This is a genomic window from Truepera sp. (assembly GCA_032027045.1).
Taxonomy (GTDB): Bacteria; Deinococcota; Deinococci; order Deinococcales; family Trueperaceae; genus JAAYYF01.
Genome location: JAVSMU010000001.1, coordinates 1,616,333 through 1,632,487 on the forward strand (window position 1 = coordinate 1,616,333; position 16,155 = coordinate 1,632,487).

The 16,155-nt window shown below is 68.4% G+C and carries 17 protein-coding genes; 8 read left to right on the plus strand and 9 right to left on the minus strand.

Annotated features, from left to right (window positions below; genetic code table 11):
- Window positions 1-23: 23 nt before the first annotated feature.
- Window positions 24-506: a hypothetical protein gene (locus tag ROY82_07440; protein ID MDT3682291.1), complete on the minus strand. Its 483-nt coding sequence runs from the start codon at window positions 504-506 to the stop codon at window positions 24-26.
- Between the two features lie 127 nt (window positions 507-633).
- Here ROY82_07440 and ROY82_07445 point away from each other — a divergent pair, with 127 nt between their 5' ends.
- Window positions 634-1,338 carry a C4-type zinc ribbon domain-containing protein gene (locus ROY82_07445; GenBank protein ID MDT3682292.1) on the plus strand — a complete coding sequence of 235 codons (705 nt, stop codon included), beginning with the start codon at window positions 634-636 and terminating at the stop codon, window positions 1,336-1,338.
- Between the two features lie 73 nt (window positions 1,339-1,411).
- On the opposite strand, the gene ROY82_07450 is transcribed toward ROY82_07445, so the two are convergent.
- The 6 genes from ROY82_07450 to prfB form a co-directional block, all read right to left on the minus strand.
- Window positions 1,412-2,398 (minus strand): M23 family metallopeptidase, encoded by a 987-nt coding sequence (locus tag ROY82_07450; GenBank protein MDT3682293.1) that lies wholly within the window; start codon window positions 2,396-2,398, stop codon window positions 1,412-1,414.
- A gap of 101 nt (window positions 2,399-2,499) precedes the next feature.
- Complete coding sequence (locus ROY82_07455) at window positions 2,500-2,919, minus strand: cobalamin B12-binding domain-containing protein (GenBank protein MDT3682294.1); 420 nt, start codon at window positions 2,917-2,919, stop codon at window positions 2,500-2,502.
- 23 nt (window positions 2,920-2,942) lie between these two features.
- Window positions 2,943-4,589, minus strand: a complete 1,647-nt coding sequence (locus ROY82_07460) for a methylmalonyl-CoA mutase family protein (protein MDT3682295.1) — start codon at window positions 4,587-4,589, stop codon at window positions 2,943-2,945.
- A 137-nt stretch (window positions 4,590-4,726) separates the two neighbouring features.
- Window positions 4,727-5,791, minus strand: a complete 1,065-nt coding sequence (locus ROY82_07465) for a hypothetical protein (protein MDT3682296.1) — start codon at window positions 5,789-5,791, stop codon at window positions 4,727-4,729.
- Between the two features lie 72 nt (window positions 5,792-5,863).
- A complete protein-coding gene (locus ROY82_07470; protein MDT3682297.1) occupies window positions 5,864-6,493 on the minus strand; it encodes a hypothetical protein in 630 nt (209 codons plus the stop codon).
- Window positions 6,494-6,499: 6 nt separating this feature from the next.
- Window positions 6,500-7,604, minus strand: a protein-coding gene (prfB, locus tag ROY82_07475) for a peptide chain release factor 2 (GenBank protein ID MDT3682298.1) whose coding sequence is annotated in 2 segments (ribosomal slippage) — window positions 6,500-7,543 and window positions 7,545-7,604 — 1,104 coding nt in all. Because the reading frame shifts where the segments join, the coding sequence is not laid out codon by codon here.
- 103 nt (window positions 7,605-7,707) lie between these two features.
- On the opposite strand from prfB, the gene cdaA reads away from it, so the two are divergent.
- The 5 genes from cdaA to der are packed head-to-tail and all read left to right on the plus strand — an operon-like array spanning window position 7,708 to window position 12,249.
- Window positions 7,708-8,448, plus strand: coding sequence for a diadenylate cyclase CdaA (gene cdaA / locus ROY82_07480; protein MDT3682299.1), 741 nt, complete (start codon window positions 7,708-7,710; stop codon window positions 8,446-8,448).
- Complete coding sequence (locus tag ROY82_07485; GenBank protein ID MDT3682300.1) at window positions 8,445-9,371, plus strand: hypothetical protein; 927 nt, start codon at window positions 8,445-8,447, stop codon at window positions 9,369-9,371. Before cdaA ends, ROY82_07485 begins: the two co-directional genes overlap by 4 nt.
- A 16-nt stretch (window positions 9,372-9,387) precedes the next feature.
- Window positions 9,388-9,999 carry a peptide deformylase gene (def, locus tag ROY82_07490; protein MDT3682301.1) on the plus strand — a complete coding sequence of 204 codons (612 nt, stop codon included), beginning with the start codon at window positions 9,388-9,390 and terminating at the stop codon, window positions 9,997-9,999.
- Window positions 9,996-10,940 carry a methionyl-tRNA formyltransferase gene (gene fmt, locus ROY82_07495; protein MDT3682302.1) on the plus strand — a complete coding sequence of 315 codons (945 nt, stop codon included), beginning with the start codon at window positions 9,996-9,998 and terminating at the stop codon, window positions 10,938-10,940. The genes def and fmt overlap by 4 nt, the downstream gene beginning before the upstream one ends.
- A 10-nt stretch (window positions 10,941-10,950) precedes the next feature.
- Complete coding sequence (gene der, locus ROY82_07500; protein ID MDT3682303.1) at window positions 10,951-12,249, plus strand: ribosome biogenesis GTPase Der; 1,299 nt, start codon at window positions 10,951-10,953, stop codon at window positions 12,247-12,249.
- Window positions 12,250-12,327: 78 nt separating this feature from the next.
- Here der and ROY82_07505 read toward each other — a convergent pair whose 3' ends face one another.
- Both ROY82_07505 and ROY82_07510 read right to left on the minus strand, forming a co-directional pair.
- A complete protein-coding gene (locus ROY82_07505; protein MDT3682304.1) occupies window positions 12,328-13,038 on the minus strand; it encodes a S4 domain-containing protein in 711 nt (236 codons plus the stop codon).
- 10 nt (window positions 13,039-13,048) lie between these two features.
- Window positions 13,049-13,678, minus strand: a complete 630-nt coding sequence (locus ROY82_07510; GenBank protein MDT3682305.1) for a CBS and ACT domain-containing protein — start codon at window positions 13,676-13,678, stop codon at window positions 13,049-13,051.
- 88 nt (window positions 13,679-13,766) lie between these two features.
- On the opposite strand from ROY82_07510, the gene dxr reads away from it, so the two are divergent.
- On the plus strand, window positions 13,767-14,900 hold the full coding sequence (gene dxr / locus ROY82_07515) for a 1-deoxy-D-xylulose-5-phosphate reductoisomerase (GenBank protein MDT3682306.1): 1,134 nt from the start codon (window positions 13,767-13,769) through the stop codon (window positions 14,898-14,900).
- A 2-nt stretch (window positions 14,901-14,902) separates the two neighbouring features.
- On the plus strand, window positions 14,903-16,138 hold the full coding sequence (locus ROY82_07520) for a site-2 protease family protein (protein ID MDT3682307.1): 1,236 nt from the start codon (window positions 14,903-14,905) through the stop codon (window positions 16,136-16,138).
- Window positions 16,139-16,155 lie beyond the last annotated feature (17 nt).

The following is a 16,155-nucleotide window of genomic DNA, read 5'->3' on the forward strand; positions in this document are numbered from 1 at the left end:
CGTGAGCGGCGTGACTACCGGGTTCAGATGTGATCGTCGTGGCGCTCACGCCTGGGGTGCGCAGAGTAGGGCGAGTGGCTATCCACCACGAAGCCGTGAACCGGCGAGGTGCTCTCGAGTCGAACGAAGTCCCCGACCGCCAGCCCTTGGGGGCGCTCGCCGAGGACGCCGACCACGAGGGGCGCGCCGGCATCGACCACGACGATCTTGTCCTCGATCGCGATCACGGTGCCCCGCGCCTCCAAGCGGCTGATGCCTGCGGCGGCCAGTTCGGGCGGGCCGCCGCCGGGTTCCAGCTTCTCGAGGTCGTCGGTGATCGGGTGGATGATGGCCAGCTGCCGCCCAGGACGCGAGATGTAAGGCCCGGTGCGTTCGAAGAGTTGCAGGAGCGCGTTACCCACTCGGCACTCTAGTAGCGGGCTGCCCTCGATGCGTGGGAACACCTCGACCTCGGCGGCGTGCCGTTGCCAGCGCGATATGAACGCTTCGGGCGAGTCTTCGAACATGCTGGTTGAGTCTAACTCGCCGGGGCGCGTGCTAAACTCGGGGCCGTGATTCGAACTTCTTCCCTTATGCACAGCGAACCCTCGCCCATCAACTACCGGGCGGGGGTTCTTCGTTAGTGGAGGCGTGATGCTGAACCGATTGGCCGAAGTGCAAACGTTCGATCTCAAGCTGGACGCCTTACGTGAGGACCGCGGCCAGGTCCCACATGAACTGGTCGCTACCGACGCGAAGAAGCGCCGGCTCGAGCAGCTCATGGCGCTCAAGGAGCAGGACCGCGACGTGCTACGCAAACGAGTGAACTCCAACGAGCTGGAGCTCAAGACGCTTCAGGAGCGCCGCCGAGCGGCCGCCGATTCCGCCGTTCGCGCCTCGACGTCGAAGGAGGCGTCGCAGTTCCAGAACCAGGAGCTGCAGTTCGCTACCCGGATCTCCGAGTTGGAGGAAGACACCATGCCGCTCCTGGAGAGCCAGGAGGCCCTGGAGCAGGAGCTGGCCGCTCTGCGCGACGAGTTGGATGCGCTCGTGCCCGAACTCGAGGCGCTGCGCAAGGCCGAGGACGACCGCGTGGCTGCGGTCGACGCGCAGAGCGCAAGCGTGAAGGCCGAGCGCGAGGCGTTGGCGAGGGAGATCACGCCTTCGCTCCTGAAGCAGTACGAGCAGGTACGCAAAGCGCGGCGCGGCGTCGGTTTGGCCGAGGTCATCGGCAACAGCACCTGCAGCGGCTGCAACGTGCGCCTCCCCATCTTCGTGGTGCAACAGGTGCGCCGGGGCGAGGGCGTGACACGCTGCCCGAGTTGCGGCCGCATCCTCTATCACAAGCAGGAGGACTGAACCCGTTACAGAACAGTGAAGCGGGCCCGTGGCCTTCGGGTCACGGGCCCGCACGCTTCCAAGGGGTGAAGGACTAGGGCAGGACGCCCAGCGGGTCCCTGGCGGCGCCGGAGCGCTCGTGCACCTCGAAGTGAAGGTGAGGGCCGGTCGAGAGTCCGGTGGAGCCGACTCGGCCGATACGCTCCGACTGGTTGACGTACTGGCCCACGGAAACACTGATGGAGCTCAGGTGGCCGTACCAGCCCTCACTGCCGTCGGCGTGCCGTATGCGGATCAGGTTGCCGTAACCTCGCGAAGACCAGCCTGCGTACGTGACGGTGCCGGCGCGGGCGGCGCCCACGGGCGTACCGCTAGGCGCGGCGATGTCGATGCCGCGATGGAAGCTGGACGTTCCCATGCCGAGGTTCCTCGGGCCGAAGTACGAGGTCAGTCGACCGTGAACCGGCCACAAGTAGCGGTTCTCCGCCTCCCGGACCTTCTGGAGCCGCGCCAGGGCCTCGGTGGGCGCCACGTTCGGCAGGAAGAGGAACATGCCCGGGGCGACGTCGAAGGGGGAGCGCAGGCCGTTGGCCCTCGCGAAGGTGGCGGGGTCCAGGTCGTAGCGCGCGATGAGGTCGAGCACGCTCTCGCCTTCCCCAAGGCGGACGACGAGGCCGGCGCTCGGTGGGATCAGCAGTTCGAAGCCGCTGGGCAGCCGGTCCAGTGAAGATATGTCGGGGTTGGCCCCGACCAGCGCGCCTATCGACAGGCCGAAGCGGCCCGCGACGGCGCTGAGGGTCTCCCCTTCACCGAGCTGGTACCAGGTGAATCCGGGTGGCGTCTGCAGGCTGTCGCTGGCGGGACCACCGACCGCGGCGACGTACGGCACGCGCAGCACGTCGCCCGGCCTGATGATCGTACCGTTCAGGTCGTTCGCGGCCAGGAGGGCGTCTACCGAGATGCCGTAGCGCTCGGCGATCAGACCGACGGAATCGCCGGGGCGAACCGTCTTGAGCGCGTATGCCTCGGCTCCAGCGAAGTTGAAGGCGGCGATAGCCAGCAGTATGGCGGAAGCTGACAACGTAATACGGGCGGCGGCTGCTGATTTTCGCAAGACTTCGGGTCCCCTCGCAGGAAGATGGCGAGGCTACGGTACCAAGTCAATCTTGAGAAAGTCATGAGTCAGGGGGAGGCTGCGGCGCCCCGACGCCGCCCGACCTCGGCACGAACGTAGTCCACCACGTCATTCGTGCTGGCGCCCGGTGTGAAGATGCGGCCGACGCCGAGTTCGGCTAGGGCCGGCAAGTCCTGATCAGGAACGATGCCGCCGCCGAAGAGGAGCACGTCGGAGGCGTCCTTTGCCTCGAGCGCCGCCGCCACCTCGCGGAAGTAATGCATGTGGGCGCCCGAGAGCACCGAGAGGCCGACGGCATCGACGTCTTCTTGGATAGCGGCGTTGACGATCATCTCCGACGTCTGCCTGAGCCCCGTGTAGATGACCTCCATGCCACCGTCCCGGAGGGCGCGCGCGATGACCTTCGCGCCGCGGTCGTGGCCGTCCAGGCCGGGCTTGGCTATGAGGACGCGGATGGGCCTGTCCATTCGATCTCCTCCGGCGGCGCTCATCAGATGAGCACCGGCTCTTCGTAGACGCCGTAGACGGCGCGCAGCACGTCCATCTGTTCGCCGAGCGTGCAGTACGCGCGCGCGGCGCTCATGAAGGCCGGCATGGTGTTGCTGCCCGTCCTCGCGCGCTCCTCGAGGTCGGCGAGCGCCGACTCGACGGCCGCGACGTCGCGTTCGCGGCGCACCTTGGCGAGGCGCTCGGTCTGAACGCGAGCGACGGCCGGGTCGACGAGCTGGATGGGGACCTCGGGAACGTCCTGCTCGAAGGCGTTCACGCCGACGACGAGACGCTTGTGATCGTCGATCTCACGTTGCTGGCGCCAGCTCGCGTCGCCGATCTCGCGGGCGAAGTAGCCGGCCTCGATCGCCTTCTCCACCCCGCCGAGCGCGTCGATGTTCTCGAAGTACTCGAGCGTGAGCCGCTCCATCTCGTCGGTCAGGCTCTCCAGGTAGTAAGAGCCCGCCAACGGGTCGATCGTGTTGGTTACGCCGCTCTCGTAGGCCACGACCTGTTGCGTGCGCAGGGCCAGGGTGGCGGCTTCCTCCGTAGGCAGGGCGAGCGCCTCGTCGAAGGAATCGGTGTGCAGCGAGTTGGTGCCGCCGAGCACGCCGGCCAGCGCCTGGATGGCGACGCGCGCCACGTTGACCAGCGGCTGGCGCGCGGTGAGGGACACGCCGGCGGTCTGGGCGTGGGTCCGCAGCATCCACGACCTCGGGTCCTTGGCGCCGAACACGTCGCGCATCTGCCGAGCCCAGATGCGCCGTGCGGCCCTGAACTTGGCGATCTCCTCGAAGAAGTCGTTGTGGACGTTGAAGAAGAACGAGATGCGTGGCGCGAACTCGTCGATGTCGAGCCCGCGCTCGAGCGCCTTGCGCACGTAATGGATGCCGTCCGCGAGCGTGAACGCCAGCTCCTGCACGCTGGTGGAGCCCGCCTCGCGGATGTGATAGCCGGACACCGAGATGAAATTGAAGCGCGGCGCTACTTGCGGCCCCCACTCGAACGTGTCGATGACGAGCTTGACGCTGGGCGCCGGCGGGAAGATGTACTCCTTCTGGGCGATGAACTCCTTGAGGATGTCGTTCTGGAGCGTGCCACCGACTTCGGTGAGGTCGGCGCCCTTGCGCTCCGCCATCGCCAGGTACATGGCCCAGATGGCGTTCGCCGGACTGTTGATGGTCATCGAGGTGGTGATCTTCTCGGGGTCTATGCCCTCGAAAAGGATCTCCATGTCGGCGAGGCTGGAGACGGCGACGCCGCACTTGCCGACCTCGCCCAGGGCCATGGGGTGGTCGGAGTCGTAGCCCATCAGGGTCGGCAGGTCGAAGGCCGTAGACAGACCGGTCTGCCCAGCCTCTAGAAGCTTGTGGAACCGCTCGTTCGTCTGTTCGGCCGTGCCGAAACCGGCGAACATCCGCATGGTCCAGAGCTTGCTGCGGTACATGCTCGCCTGCACGCCGCGGGTGAACGGGAAACTGCCGGGGTAACCGAGCTGCTCGGCCGCATCGAAGCCGGCGAGGTCCTCCTCGGTGTAAAGGGGCGCCACCGGGATACCCGACAGGGTCTCGAAGAGCGCGTCGCGTTCCGGCACCCTCTCGGTAGCGGCTGCGTACTCTTCGGCCAGCCACGCATCTCTAGGCTTCATAAGGGCATTATAGGCGCCGCGCGCGGCCTCGTCCGCAGCCGAGCACGCGCTCGGGGTCGAAACCGAAGCGCGACCGCTCGGCCAGAGCCCGCCTAACGGGCGGCGAGGACCCGCCATACGGGCGGCGAGGACCCGCGTTACGCGCTGCTCGCGCCCACCACCACGGCGTCGACGTCTCCCGGGGCCACCACACGGGCGTCGCCCGGGAGGTCTCGCCTCAGAACCGCCAGGGCCTCGAAACCGTCACCCGAATCGGCCACCGTTCCGAGCAGACCGACGACGCGGCCGTCGAAGCGAAGCTCTCGCGAGCCTGCGCTCGTCGCGCCCGCTGCCCCCCTTGCGCCCGCAGCCCCCGTCGCGCCCGCAGCCCCGGTCGCGCCCGCGGCTCCCGCCTCGCCTGCCGCACCCGTCACGCTCGCAAGGCGGGGGTCCGAGCCCAGACGCAGGCGCACCAGGCCCCGACGGAGCTTGCCGCGCGCCTCGATGCGCGCCATGATCTCCTGGCCCAAGTAGCAGCCCTTGCGGTACGACAGCGCGGCCTCGAGTCCGGCCTCCTGGGGCAGCACGCCCTCGCCCGCGTCTTGTGGCGCCAGGGCCAGCAACGCCCTCACCCGCAGCAGGTCGAGACCGGCGGCGCCGACGTCTCGTGCGCCGCCCGCCTCGAGTGCCTCCAAGAGCACCGCAGCCGAGTCGGGCGACCCCTCGACGAGCAGGTCGTAGCCACCGGACTCCGAGCGCCGGCGGGCCCAAACGGTCAGCTGCTCGCCCGTCGGCGCGGTGCCGACCGCCACGGCGCCGGGTGCGGGGGCTGCGAGGCCGAATGCGGCTTCGAGCACCGCGCCGGCCCCCTCACCCTGGACGCTCACCAGGGCGGCAGGCCTGGGGGAGCCCACCTGGACCTCGTCGAAGATGACGTGACGCACGAGCTCGGCCTCCACCCAGGCGGCCGCGCCACCCTCCTCCAGCAGGGCGAACTCTTGGCGGCCCCGGCGCAACACCAGGACCTCGGCGATGGCGTGGCCCTTGTGGTTCAAGTAGAGCGACCTGCGAGCGGCGGGGTTCTCCATGCCGGCCACGTCGTTGGCGAGTTGGCCCTGCAAGAAGGCGGCCGCGTCCGGCCCGGCGACGGTGATGACGCTGGCGCCACCCAAGGCGGCGGCGACGACCTCAGTGGCATGGTGAGCGGGTTCTCGTTGCTGCATGAGTCCATTATCGTCGGCGGCGCCGGTCCGGCCTTGTAGCGCGGCGCCACTCCACCTTGTAACGCGGCGCGACTACAGGTCGATCAGCGTGAACTCGTAGGCGTTGACCACGCGAACGCCCTCGGCGGACACGTAGCTCCGCGGGGCGTTGGCGCCGACCAAGTGGACGTGCCCGTGAACGTGCAGCCTGGGCTTGAACAGCCGGTGGAAGTGGTTGAAGGCCGCCACCCCCGCGTGAACCGGGTCGTCGCCCTCGTTGGGGCCCCGCGGCGCGGCGTGGGTGAGGAGCACGTCTACCGCGCGGCCGTGACGCCGCTTGTTCCACCACAGCCGCGGCGCCAAGCGCATGACCATCTGGCGGAAGGCGGCCTGAGTGTACTGGTGGGGGCCCGGACGGTAGCGCAGGCTGCCCTCGATGCCCACGACTATCAGGCCGGCCACCGTCACGACCCGCATGTGCATGTCTATGCACCCGCCAGGGGGGCGCAGCTCGTCGGTGTGCGGGTCGCGCAGGTAGCCGGACGCGTGGTTACCGAACACGAACAGCGGCGAGACGCGGGTCTTCGTGGCCACGAACTCGAGCACCTCGCCCGGCATGTCGCCGGCGCTGAGCACGACGTCGAACGGCGCCAGGTTGCCGGGAAAGTTGCTTGAATAGACGACGGGCGAGACGGCATCGGCGATTGCGAGAATGCGCGCCACCCGGGTTCAGGCGGCCATCTCGGACTTGGCCGCCCACTCCAGGCCGTCCCAGATCAGGTCCTCGATGTCGCCGTCCAAGACGTTGTCGGGGTCGTGCCGCATGGCGGCGGTGCGGTGGTCCTTGACGTACTGCTTGTCGAGCACGTAGGAGCGGATCTGCGAGCCCCATTCGATGGCCTTCTGCTCGCCGCGGGCGCGGTGCTGCTCCTCGAGCCGCCGCTGCTCCTCGCGCTCGAAGATGCGCGAGCGCAACACGGTCATCGCCTTCTCGCGGTTCTTGATCTGCGACTTGCCGTCTTGGATGGTGACGATGATCTCCTCCGGCGTTCCGGCCTTGTAGACCACCCGCACCGCCGAGTCGGTAGTGTTCACCGACTGGCCGCCGGGGCCGCTGGAGCGATAGACGTCCACCCTGACGTCCTTCGGATCGATCTTCAGGTCGTAGCTGTCGTCGATCTCCGGCATGACGTCGACCGAGGCGAACGACGTGTGCCGCCGGCTCTGCGAGTCGAACGGGCTAACCCTGACGAGGCGGTGCACCCCGCCCTCCACGCGCAGCATCCCGAACGCGCGTTCTCCCCTCACTATCAGCTGGGCGTACTCGATGCCGTTGGGCGCGTCATGGTTCGGCACCAGGTCGAGCAGTTCGACCTGCATGCCGTGGCGCTCCGCGAAGCGTCGGTACATGCGCAACAGCATGCCCGCCCAGTCGGAGGACTCCGTGCCACCGGCTCCCGGCTTGATGGTGAGGATGGCGGCGGACTGGTCGTGGGCGCCGTTGAAGAGGGTCTCGCGGTAGAGCTTGTCGAGCCTGGCCGCCACACTGTCCATCTCGGCCTCCAGCTCGCCCGCCTCCTCCGGCGTGGCCAACTCGAACAGCTCCGTCAGGCCCTCCACATCGCCCGAGATGGCGCCGAACTCGTCCAGCACGCGCCTCAAGTGCGTGGCTTCCTGGTTCACCTGCCGAGCACGGTCGGGGTCGTTCCAGAGGTCCGGGTCGTTCAGTTGTGGTTCCAGGAGTTCCAGCTTGGCTTGCTTGGAAGCCAAGTCAAAGATACCCCCGTAGGTCCTGGATTCTCTCTCGCAGTTGGTTCAACGTCGCATCAGGCATGGTGCCCTCCGGAATCACTCTAGCAGGCGCCGCGGGTCTTGGGTCGAGCCAGGGAGACCGCGCCGGGACGTGATATCCTCGCCTTCTCTGCGGAGGAGTACGCTTGTCGATCTTCGAAGGCTTCGGTATCCAGGACGTCCTAGACATCCTGATAATCGCCGTGCTGCTATACCAAAGCTACGCCCTCCTCAGGGGCACGCGGGCATGGAACGTGCTCCGTGGCCTGCTGGCCGTCGCGGGGCTATGGTTCCTCGCCGGCCAGTTCGGCCTGCAGGCAACCAAGTGGCTGTTCGACGCCATCGCGCCCGCCGGCTTCGTGGCCGTGGTGGTCGTCTTCCAACCCGAGCTCAGGGCGGTCCTCGAACGAGTCGGCCGCGGCCGCATGCAACGCGCCATCAGCGCCGACCCGGTCACCGAGATCATGGCCGCCGTCCGCGAGCTGGCGAGCCAACGCAAGGGCGCACTGGTGGCGATCGAGAGGCGCACTCCCCTGAAGGAGTACGCCGACCGCGGAGTGATCATCGGGGCGCCGGTGAGCGCCGCACTACTGCAGACGATCTTCGCGTCCACAGGACCCCTCCACGACGGCGCCGTCGTCGTCAAGGAGGACCTGGTGACGCACGCCGGCGTGGTGCTGCCACTATCCGACAAGCACGAGGGCTGGTCCGTCAAGCACGGGACCAGGCACCGCGCCGCCCTGGGCCTCTCCGAACTCTCCGATGCCCTGGTGGTCGTGGTCAGCGAGGAACGCGGCACCGTCAGCATCGCGCAAGACGGTGTGCTGACCACCGACATCGCGCCCGCCGAAGTGCTCAAGGCCCTTAGGGAGGCCTACTCCTCATGATCGGCGTCTGGGGCCTGATCGTCGAACTGCTCAGGCGGCTGCTGCGCAACTGGCCGAGCAAGCTCCTGTCAGTGCTCGCCGCCCTGATCGTCTGGGCCCTGGTGACCTCCACCAGCACGAGCACCACGCAGCGTTCGTTCCTGCTGCCGCTCGAAGTCGACGGCGTGCCCACCGGCGCCAGCGCGGTAGGCGTGCCCGAGGTGGTCGAGGTGAGCGTCGCGGGCCCCAGCGCGCGGGTCGACCGCCTCAAGGCCGACCAGCTGCGAGCGTCGCTCGACCTCGGTGACGCCACTACGGATTTCGAGCGCAAGATCTTGGTCCAGACCCCATCCGACATCCGCTTGCTCAGCGTGAACCCCTCCGACGTCATCGGCTACCTCGAGCAAGTCACCAGCCGGACGATAGCGGTCGAGGTGGCCCTCCTGGGCCCGGCGCCGGCCGGAACCGAGCTCGCGGCGAGCGCCCAGCCAGCTCGCGTAACGATGACGGGTCTCGCCCAGGTCCTAGGCCAAGTGACGCGCGCCGTGGCTCTCGCCCCCGCGAGCGGCGGCACCGTTCCGCTCCTCGCACTCGACGGCCGGGGGCTGCCTGTGGCCAACGTGACCTTCGAACCCGGCAGCGTGGCCGTCACATTCGTGGCCAGCGAGGTGTTGCGCGTCAAGGACGTGCCGCTCGAATTCACCGCGCCCAGCGCTCCGGACCTCACGGGCACCACCCTCAGCTCGGAATCGGTCAAGGTCGCGGGCAGCCCCACGGCCCTCGCCGGCGTGACGAGCGCCCCAGCGACGGTAGAACCGCCTACGGACCCGGCTGCCGGGGGCCGGTATACTCTTCCCGTTCGCCTCACCCTGCCCAGCGGGGTGGTGGCGCTCAGCACGCCAACCGTCACGCTGCAGTACGGCCCCGGTCGACTGCCGCGCTGACCCTGCCGGAGGCACCTTGATCCACCCCATCCGCCTGTTCGGCGATCCCGTCCTGCGCAGGCGCGCGTCACCAGTCACCAGCTTCGACGATGAGCTGGCCACCCTCGCCGCCGACATGCTCGAGACCATGTACGCGGCGGAGGGGATCGGCCTTGCCGCGCCCCAGATCGGCGTCCCACTGCGCGTGTTCGTCGCGCTGGAACTACCCGAGCCCGACCCGGACGCAGATGCCGTCCGTGGGCGGCGGGGAACGGAGCATGTGCTGGTGAACCCCGTCATCACGCGGCGGGCGGGCCAACAGCTCGCTCGTGACGGCTGCTTGTCGATCCCCGGCCTGAGCGCCGAGGACGTGCCCCGCGACCTGGTGACCGAGGTCAGCTACCAAGACCTGCGGGGCGTCCAGCACTCGCTCGCCGCCGAAGGCTACTTCGCGCACGTCCTGCAGCACGAGCACGATCACCTCGAGGGCGTCTTCTACTTCGATCACCTGCCTGAACCGCGGCGCCGCGCTTTCCTCGAGGAGAACCGCCGCGAACTCGCCGAGATGCAACGGAACGCCAAAGCGTTCCTGCGTGGCGAGAAGGGTGGGCGTGAGAGGCAAGCCGGCCGCGCCACAGTGAGGCCTTGAAGCCCCTGCGGGTCGTCTTCTTCGGTAGCCCGGAGTTCGCCGTACCAGTGCTCGAAGCGTTGGCGCGCCAGCACCACGTGGTCCTCGTCGTGACCCAACCGGCCAAACCGGCGGGCAGGGGCATGACCCTCAAGCAGCCGGCAGCGGCCAAGCTGGCCGAGAGCGCCGGGATCGCGCTGGCCCAGCCACGCCGGCTCAGGAAGAACCCGGAGTTCATCGAGGAGTTGCGGTCCCTCGCACCCGATCTGGGCGTCACGGCCGCATACGGCAAGATCCTCCCGCCCGAACTCCTGGAGGTGCCTCGTTACGGCGTGTTGAACGTCCACGCCAGCCTGCTGCCCAGATGGCGTGGCGCCGCGCCGATCCAGCGCTCGCTCATGGCGGGCGACGAGGTGTCCGGCATAACCATCATGCAGACCGAAGAGGGGCTCGACACCGGTCCCATCCGCCTCCAACGGCGGGTGGCCGTGAGACCCCAGGACGACGCGGTGTCTTTGGCCAGGACGCTCTCCGACCTGGGAGCCGAGGTTCTCATGGAGGCGCTTACCCTCCTGGCGGCGGACTCTTTGCCGCTCACCCCGCAGGACGACTCCGCGGCCACCCTGGCGCCGCCCTTGACCCCCGAGGACGGGCACCTCAGGTGGCAGGACTCGGCCGAGCAGGTCTTCAACCGCCACCGCGGCGTCGCCGCGTGGCCCGGGACCTCCTTCGAGTTCTCCGGGCAGCGCGTCAAGGTCCTCGAACTCGCGCCGTGGCCGGAGCCCACGCCGCCAGAGGCGGTTCCCGCGCAAGTCCTGGGCGTCGCCGAGGAATCGCTACTGGTAGCGACGGGCGGCGGCGCGTTGGAGCTCGCGATCTTGAAGCCCGCCGGCAAGGGGGCGATGAGCGCTCGGGCGTGGGCCAACGGGCGCGGTGTGAAAGCGGGTGTGCTCCTTGTATAGCGTCGCCATCGTGGGCCGGCCGAACGTCGGCAAGTCGAGCCTGTTCAACCGCCTCGTGGGCCGCCGCGACGCCATCGTGGCTGACGTCCCGGGGGTGACGCGCGACGTCAAGCAGGGCGAGGTCACCACCGACGACGGCCGCACGTTCCGGCTCCTGGACACGGGTGGGCTGTGGTCCGGCGACCGGTGGGAGGTGCCGATCAGGACCCGGGTCGAGGCCGCCCTGGTGGGCGTCGACCTGGTGCTGCTGTGCGTCGACGGTCGCGCCGGCGTGGCCACCGCCGACCACGAGGTGGCCGACTGGCTGAGGTCGATGAACAAGCCGGTGCTGTTGGTGGCCACGAAAGTAGACGACCCGCGCCACGCGGAGACGGGTGAGTTCTTCGACCTCTACTCGCTGGGCTTCGGAGACCCGTTCGTTACGGCCGCCGAGCACGCCATCGGGACGCACGAGCTGATCGCGCACGTGGCCGAGCTGATGGGTGATCAGGAGGCCGAGGTCGAGGAGGACACGGTACGAGTCGCCATCATCGGACGCCCGAACGTGGGCAAGTCGAGCCTCGTGAACGCGCTGGTCGGCGATGAGCGCGTGATAGTCGCAGAGGTGCCGGGCACCACGCGCGATCCCGTCGACGTCCATTTCGAGTTCGGCGGCCGCCCGTTCACCCTCATCGACACGGCCGGGATGGCGCGCAAGGACGTCGGCGACCTGGAGTACTACGCGCGGCTGCGTTCGGAGATGGCGTTGAGGCGCGCCGACGTGGCCATCTTGGTCATCGACCCGTTCGAACTCGGCGATCACGAGTTGCACCTGGCGAACCTGTCGCTCGAGTGGGGCAAGCCCGTCGTGACGGCCATCAACAAGTGGGACCTCGTCACCGACGAGCAGTTGGAGCCGTTCCGGCAGCGCCTCGACCAGCAGCTCGTTCACCTTCAATCCGCGCCACGGGTGTACACGAGCGCCCTCACCGACTTCGGGCTGCACGAGCTACTGGCCACGGCCGTGCGCCTTTACGACACTTCGCACAAGCGCGTGAGCACGTCGGAACTCAACGGCTGGCTGGAGGTATGGACCGCCAGGCAGTCGCCGCCGAACTTCTCCGGGCGCCCTCTCAAGCTCCTTTACGTGAGCCAGGTGGACGTGGCGCCGCCGACGTTCGTCTTCTCGATCAACAGTGAGGCGCTGCTGACAAGGCCTTACGAGCACTACTTGCGAAACCGCATCAAAGAGGACGTGTCGTTCTCGGAAGTGCCCATCAGGATGGTGTTCAAGGAGCGTGGTGGGGGTAAGAAGAAGGTGCGGGTCTGAGGCCGGCTCCAAAGGAGCAGCCGGGGACTTGGCATGAACCAGCGACTTGGCATGAAGACGCCCGGCGGCCCATCGGGCCTACCCGCGTTCGACGGCCAGGGTCACCTTCAGGTTGCCCCGCCGCGTCTCACCTTCCACCCTGTCGATCTTGAAGCGGCCCAGGCCGGCGGCGTAGACCTCGTCGCCCTGCTCGGCGCTCGTCGCCTTGCCGGCGACCTTGCCGTTGACCGTAACCCGCCCTGCCGCGACGCCCTTGGAGAAGTACGAGCGCGAGACCCCGAAGGCGCGTGCGCCCAGCACATCTACTCGCAAAGACGGCACGACGGTCGAGAGCGACTTGACGTTGCCGCCGAAGGCAAGCTCGGGTCTGACCTCCTCCGGTTCGACCGGCGCCCCCGCCACTCGCCGCAACGAGGCCAGCTCCTGCGGCATGGGAGCCAGCACGATCAGGCTGGCACCGTCTTGGTGACGGGCGGCGTCGCCGAGGCGCCCTTGCCCTACGGTGGCCTGCGCGGCGGCCCGCAACGAGTCGGGGTCGACGTCGCCGGCGACGTACAGGGCAGTGAGCTGCGGCGTGGCCTCGGGGACGGCGTCGGGAAGCGCGCACACGACGCGGCGCCTGGCGCCCGGGTAACCGCCCCAGGCGCTCGCCCTGACGCCCTGCGCCCGCAGCTCGGCCATGAGGGCATCCGCTTCATCGGGCTCCAGGAACTCGCTGAACGCCACGCGCCCACCTTGCGCCCTGCTGCTCAAGTCGGCGGCGAGCGCCCTTGCCTCCCGCTCGTTCATCGGTGTTCGCTCAGCGGACGTCCACGACCTCGATGCCGGCCTTCTTCAGCCGGTCCGCGAAGCCCTTGGCGTCTTCACCGGCGACCCTCAGGACGAGGCGGCGCTTGTGGCCCGGCTGGATGCCGGTCGTCACGGCCGCCACGATGTTCGAGGGTGCGCCTTGCGCGGCCACGCGGGCCAATACGCCGGGTTCGTCGGGCAGATCCACCGTGACGCGCATACCGCCTTCCCTGAGCGCCAGGAACGACACGAGTGCACGCATCAGGTCGGTGATGGTCAGGATACCCACCAGGGCGTTGCCGTCCAGGACGGGCAGGCCGGAGACGCGGTGTTCCTCCATGAGCAGTGCGGCCTGCTCTATCGGGTCCTCGGCCCTGACCGTGATGACGGGCGACTTCATGACGTCCTTGACCCTCAGCTTGCTGAGTAGGTAGTTGAGTTCATAGATCGACAACGTGGTCGCCTTGGAGGGGGTTGCCTCCTTGAGGTCGCGATCCGTGACGATGCCGATCAACTTGCCGTCACGCGTGACGGGAAGCCGGCGATAACCGCCCTCGCGCAGGCGCTGCATGGCTTCCATCACCGGCGTATCGGCGCTCACCGTCTGCGGGTCGGGTGTCATCCACTCGCTAACAAGCATCCTCTTCCTCCTTGACTTTGGCCGATGGTACCACCGCCCATGCACCCTGCACGCGGTGCCGGCGGGTGCTGCATGGCATGATGCCAGGATGATGCGGCTGGCGATCCTCGGGTCCACGGGTTCGATAGGCACCCAAACCCTCGAGGTGGCGCGCTGGCATGGCCACCGGGTCGTGGCCCTGGCCGCGGGCCGGAACTCCGAGTCGATCTTGCGTCAGGCCCACGAGTTCCGCCCCGAGCTCGTGGCCGTTGACGAGGCCGTCGCCGACGAGGTGCGTGAGCGACTGCCCGGCGGCACCCGTATCGTCTTCGGCGCTGAGGGGCTGGAGGCCGTGGCGACCGCACAGGCCGACGTCGTAGTGGCCGCCATCCCCGGCATCGCCGGCCTGGCGCCCACGGCTGCAGCGCTGCGCGCGGGTAGGCACGTGGCGCTCGCCAACAAGGAAGCCATGGTCGTGGCCGGACCGCTCATGTGGGAGCTGGCGCGAGAGCACGGCGGGCGGATCACGCCGGTCGACTCGGAGCACTCGGCCCTGCAGCAGTGCCTGGTGGGCGAGGACCGGTCGACGGTGGCGGCGCTGGTGCTTACGGCCTCGGGCGGCCCCTTCCGCGAGGGACCCAAGGACCTCTCCCGCGTAACCCCGGCGCAGGCCCTCGACCACCCCACCTGGAGCATGGGACCCAAGGTCACGATCGACTCGGCCACCCTCTTCAACAAGGGCCTCGAGGTGTTGGAGGCGCACTTCCTCTTCGAGATGCCGCTCGAGCAGATCGAGGTGGTGGTGCATCCACAGTCGATCGTTCACGGCCTCGTGCGCTTCAAGGACGGCACGCTCAAGGCGGTCGTAGGACCCCACGACATGCGCCTACCCATCCAGTACGCGTTGGTCGGCCCCGAACGGCCTCACACACCGCTGGCGGCCCTTCCACTCAGGGGCAGTTGGACGTTCGAGGAACCAGACCACCAGCGCTTCCCCAGCCTGAACCTCGCCTACCGCGCGGGCCGAGCGGGCGGCCTGGCGCCCACCTTCCTGAACGCGGCGGACGAGGTGGCCGTGGAGGCGTTCTTGAACGGCCGGTTGAGCTTCGACGCCATCCCCCTTGTGCTCGAGCAAGTCTTGGACGAGGCGCCGGCGGCCGCCCTTACCTGGGACGCCATCGCGGCGGCCGACGCGGAGGCGCGGCACGTAGCGCAGCACCACGCGCGGTTGGTGGCGAGCTAGGCGTGGGCGGCACCGGCGGGTTGAAACTGCCTTTCAAGCTGCTCGGCATACCCGTGCGCCTCGACTACAGCTTCCTCCTCATCCTTCCCTTGTTCGCCTACATCATCGGCAGCCAACTGCCCGCTTACGCCGAGCTGTTCAGGACCGCTCTGGGGATCAGCGTGGACGTCAGCGGCATCACGCAAGGCGTCACCCCCTGGGTCCTCGGGCTGGCCGGCGCCCTCGGGCTCTTCGCCAGCGTTATCGTCCACGAGTTGGGTCATGCCGTGGTGGCGCGCCTGTATGGGGTAGAGGTGCGTGAGATCCGCCTCTGGTTCTTGGGCGGCGTCGCCCAGTTCGACCAGATGCCCAAGCAGCGCGGCGCCGAGGCGGTCGTGGCCATCGTGGGGCCCATCGTGAGCTTCGCCATCGGCTTCGGCCTGCTGCGCCTGGCCCCCTCCCTGACGGGGTCGAGCGCGTTGGTCATGCTGGTCGGCTACGTCGGCATCACGAACGTGGCGCTCGCCCTCTTCAACCTCATCCCGGCCATCCCCATGGACGGCGGGCGCGTGCTGCGCAGCCTGCTAGCACTGGTTCTCCCCCAGGAGCGGGCCACCCTCGTGTCGACCACGGTCAGCGGCATCATGGCCATCGCTCTCGGCCTCTACGGCTTCTTCAGCTTGCAACTCTGGCTGGTCGTCATGGCGTTCTTCATCTACAACGCAGGTCGCATGGAGGCTCAAGCATCCCTGCTGGCGCAAGCGTTCGAGGGTAAGACGGTCGCCGACCTCATGACGCCGAACCCGGTCACCGTCACGCCCGACATGCGCCTCGCCCACTTCTTGCAGCTCATCCACTTCCGGCCGCATACGGGCTATCCGGTGGTCGACGCTGCGGGCGAGCTGCTGGGCTTCGCTCGCATGGCGGCTGCCAAACACAAACCGTCACAAAGTGGAGCCGACGACCGTGGGCCTATCGGCGATCCCTTCGGGCGGCAGTCGGGCGGGTCGGAGGCAGTGCAGGAGCAGCAGCTCGCCGAGGTCGATCCCGACGCCACCGTCGCCGACATCCTCGAGCCGGCCGAGACCATCGACCAGGGGGCGAGCGCCATGGACGCCCTGAAGCGCATAGGCGAGGGACGCCTCGGTCGCCTCGTGGTCACCGACGCCGCCGGCAAGGTGGTGGGCCTGCTGAGCAAGACCGACCTCGTGCGCGAGCTTTCGAAGGGCCAGGATGCGGGCCCGAAGCGTCCCGTCTGACATACTTGGCGGGGTAG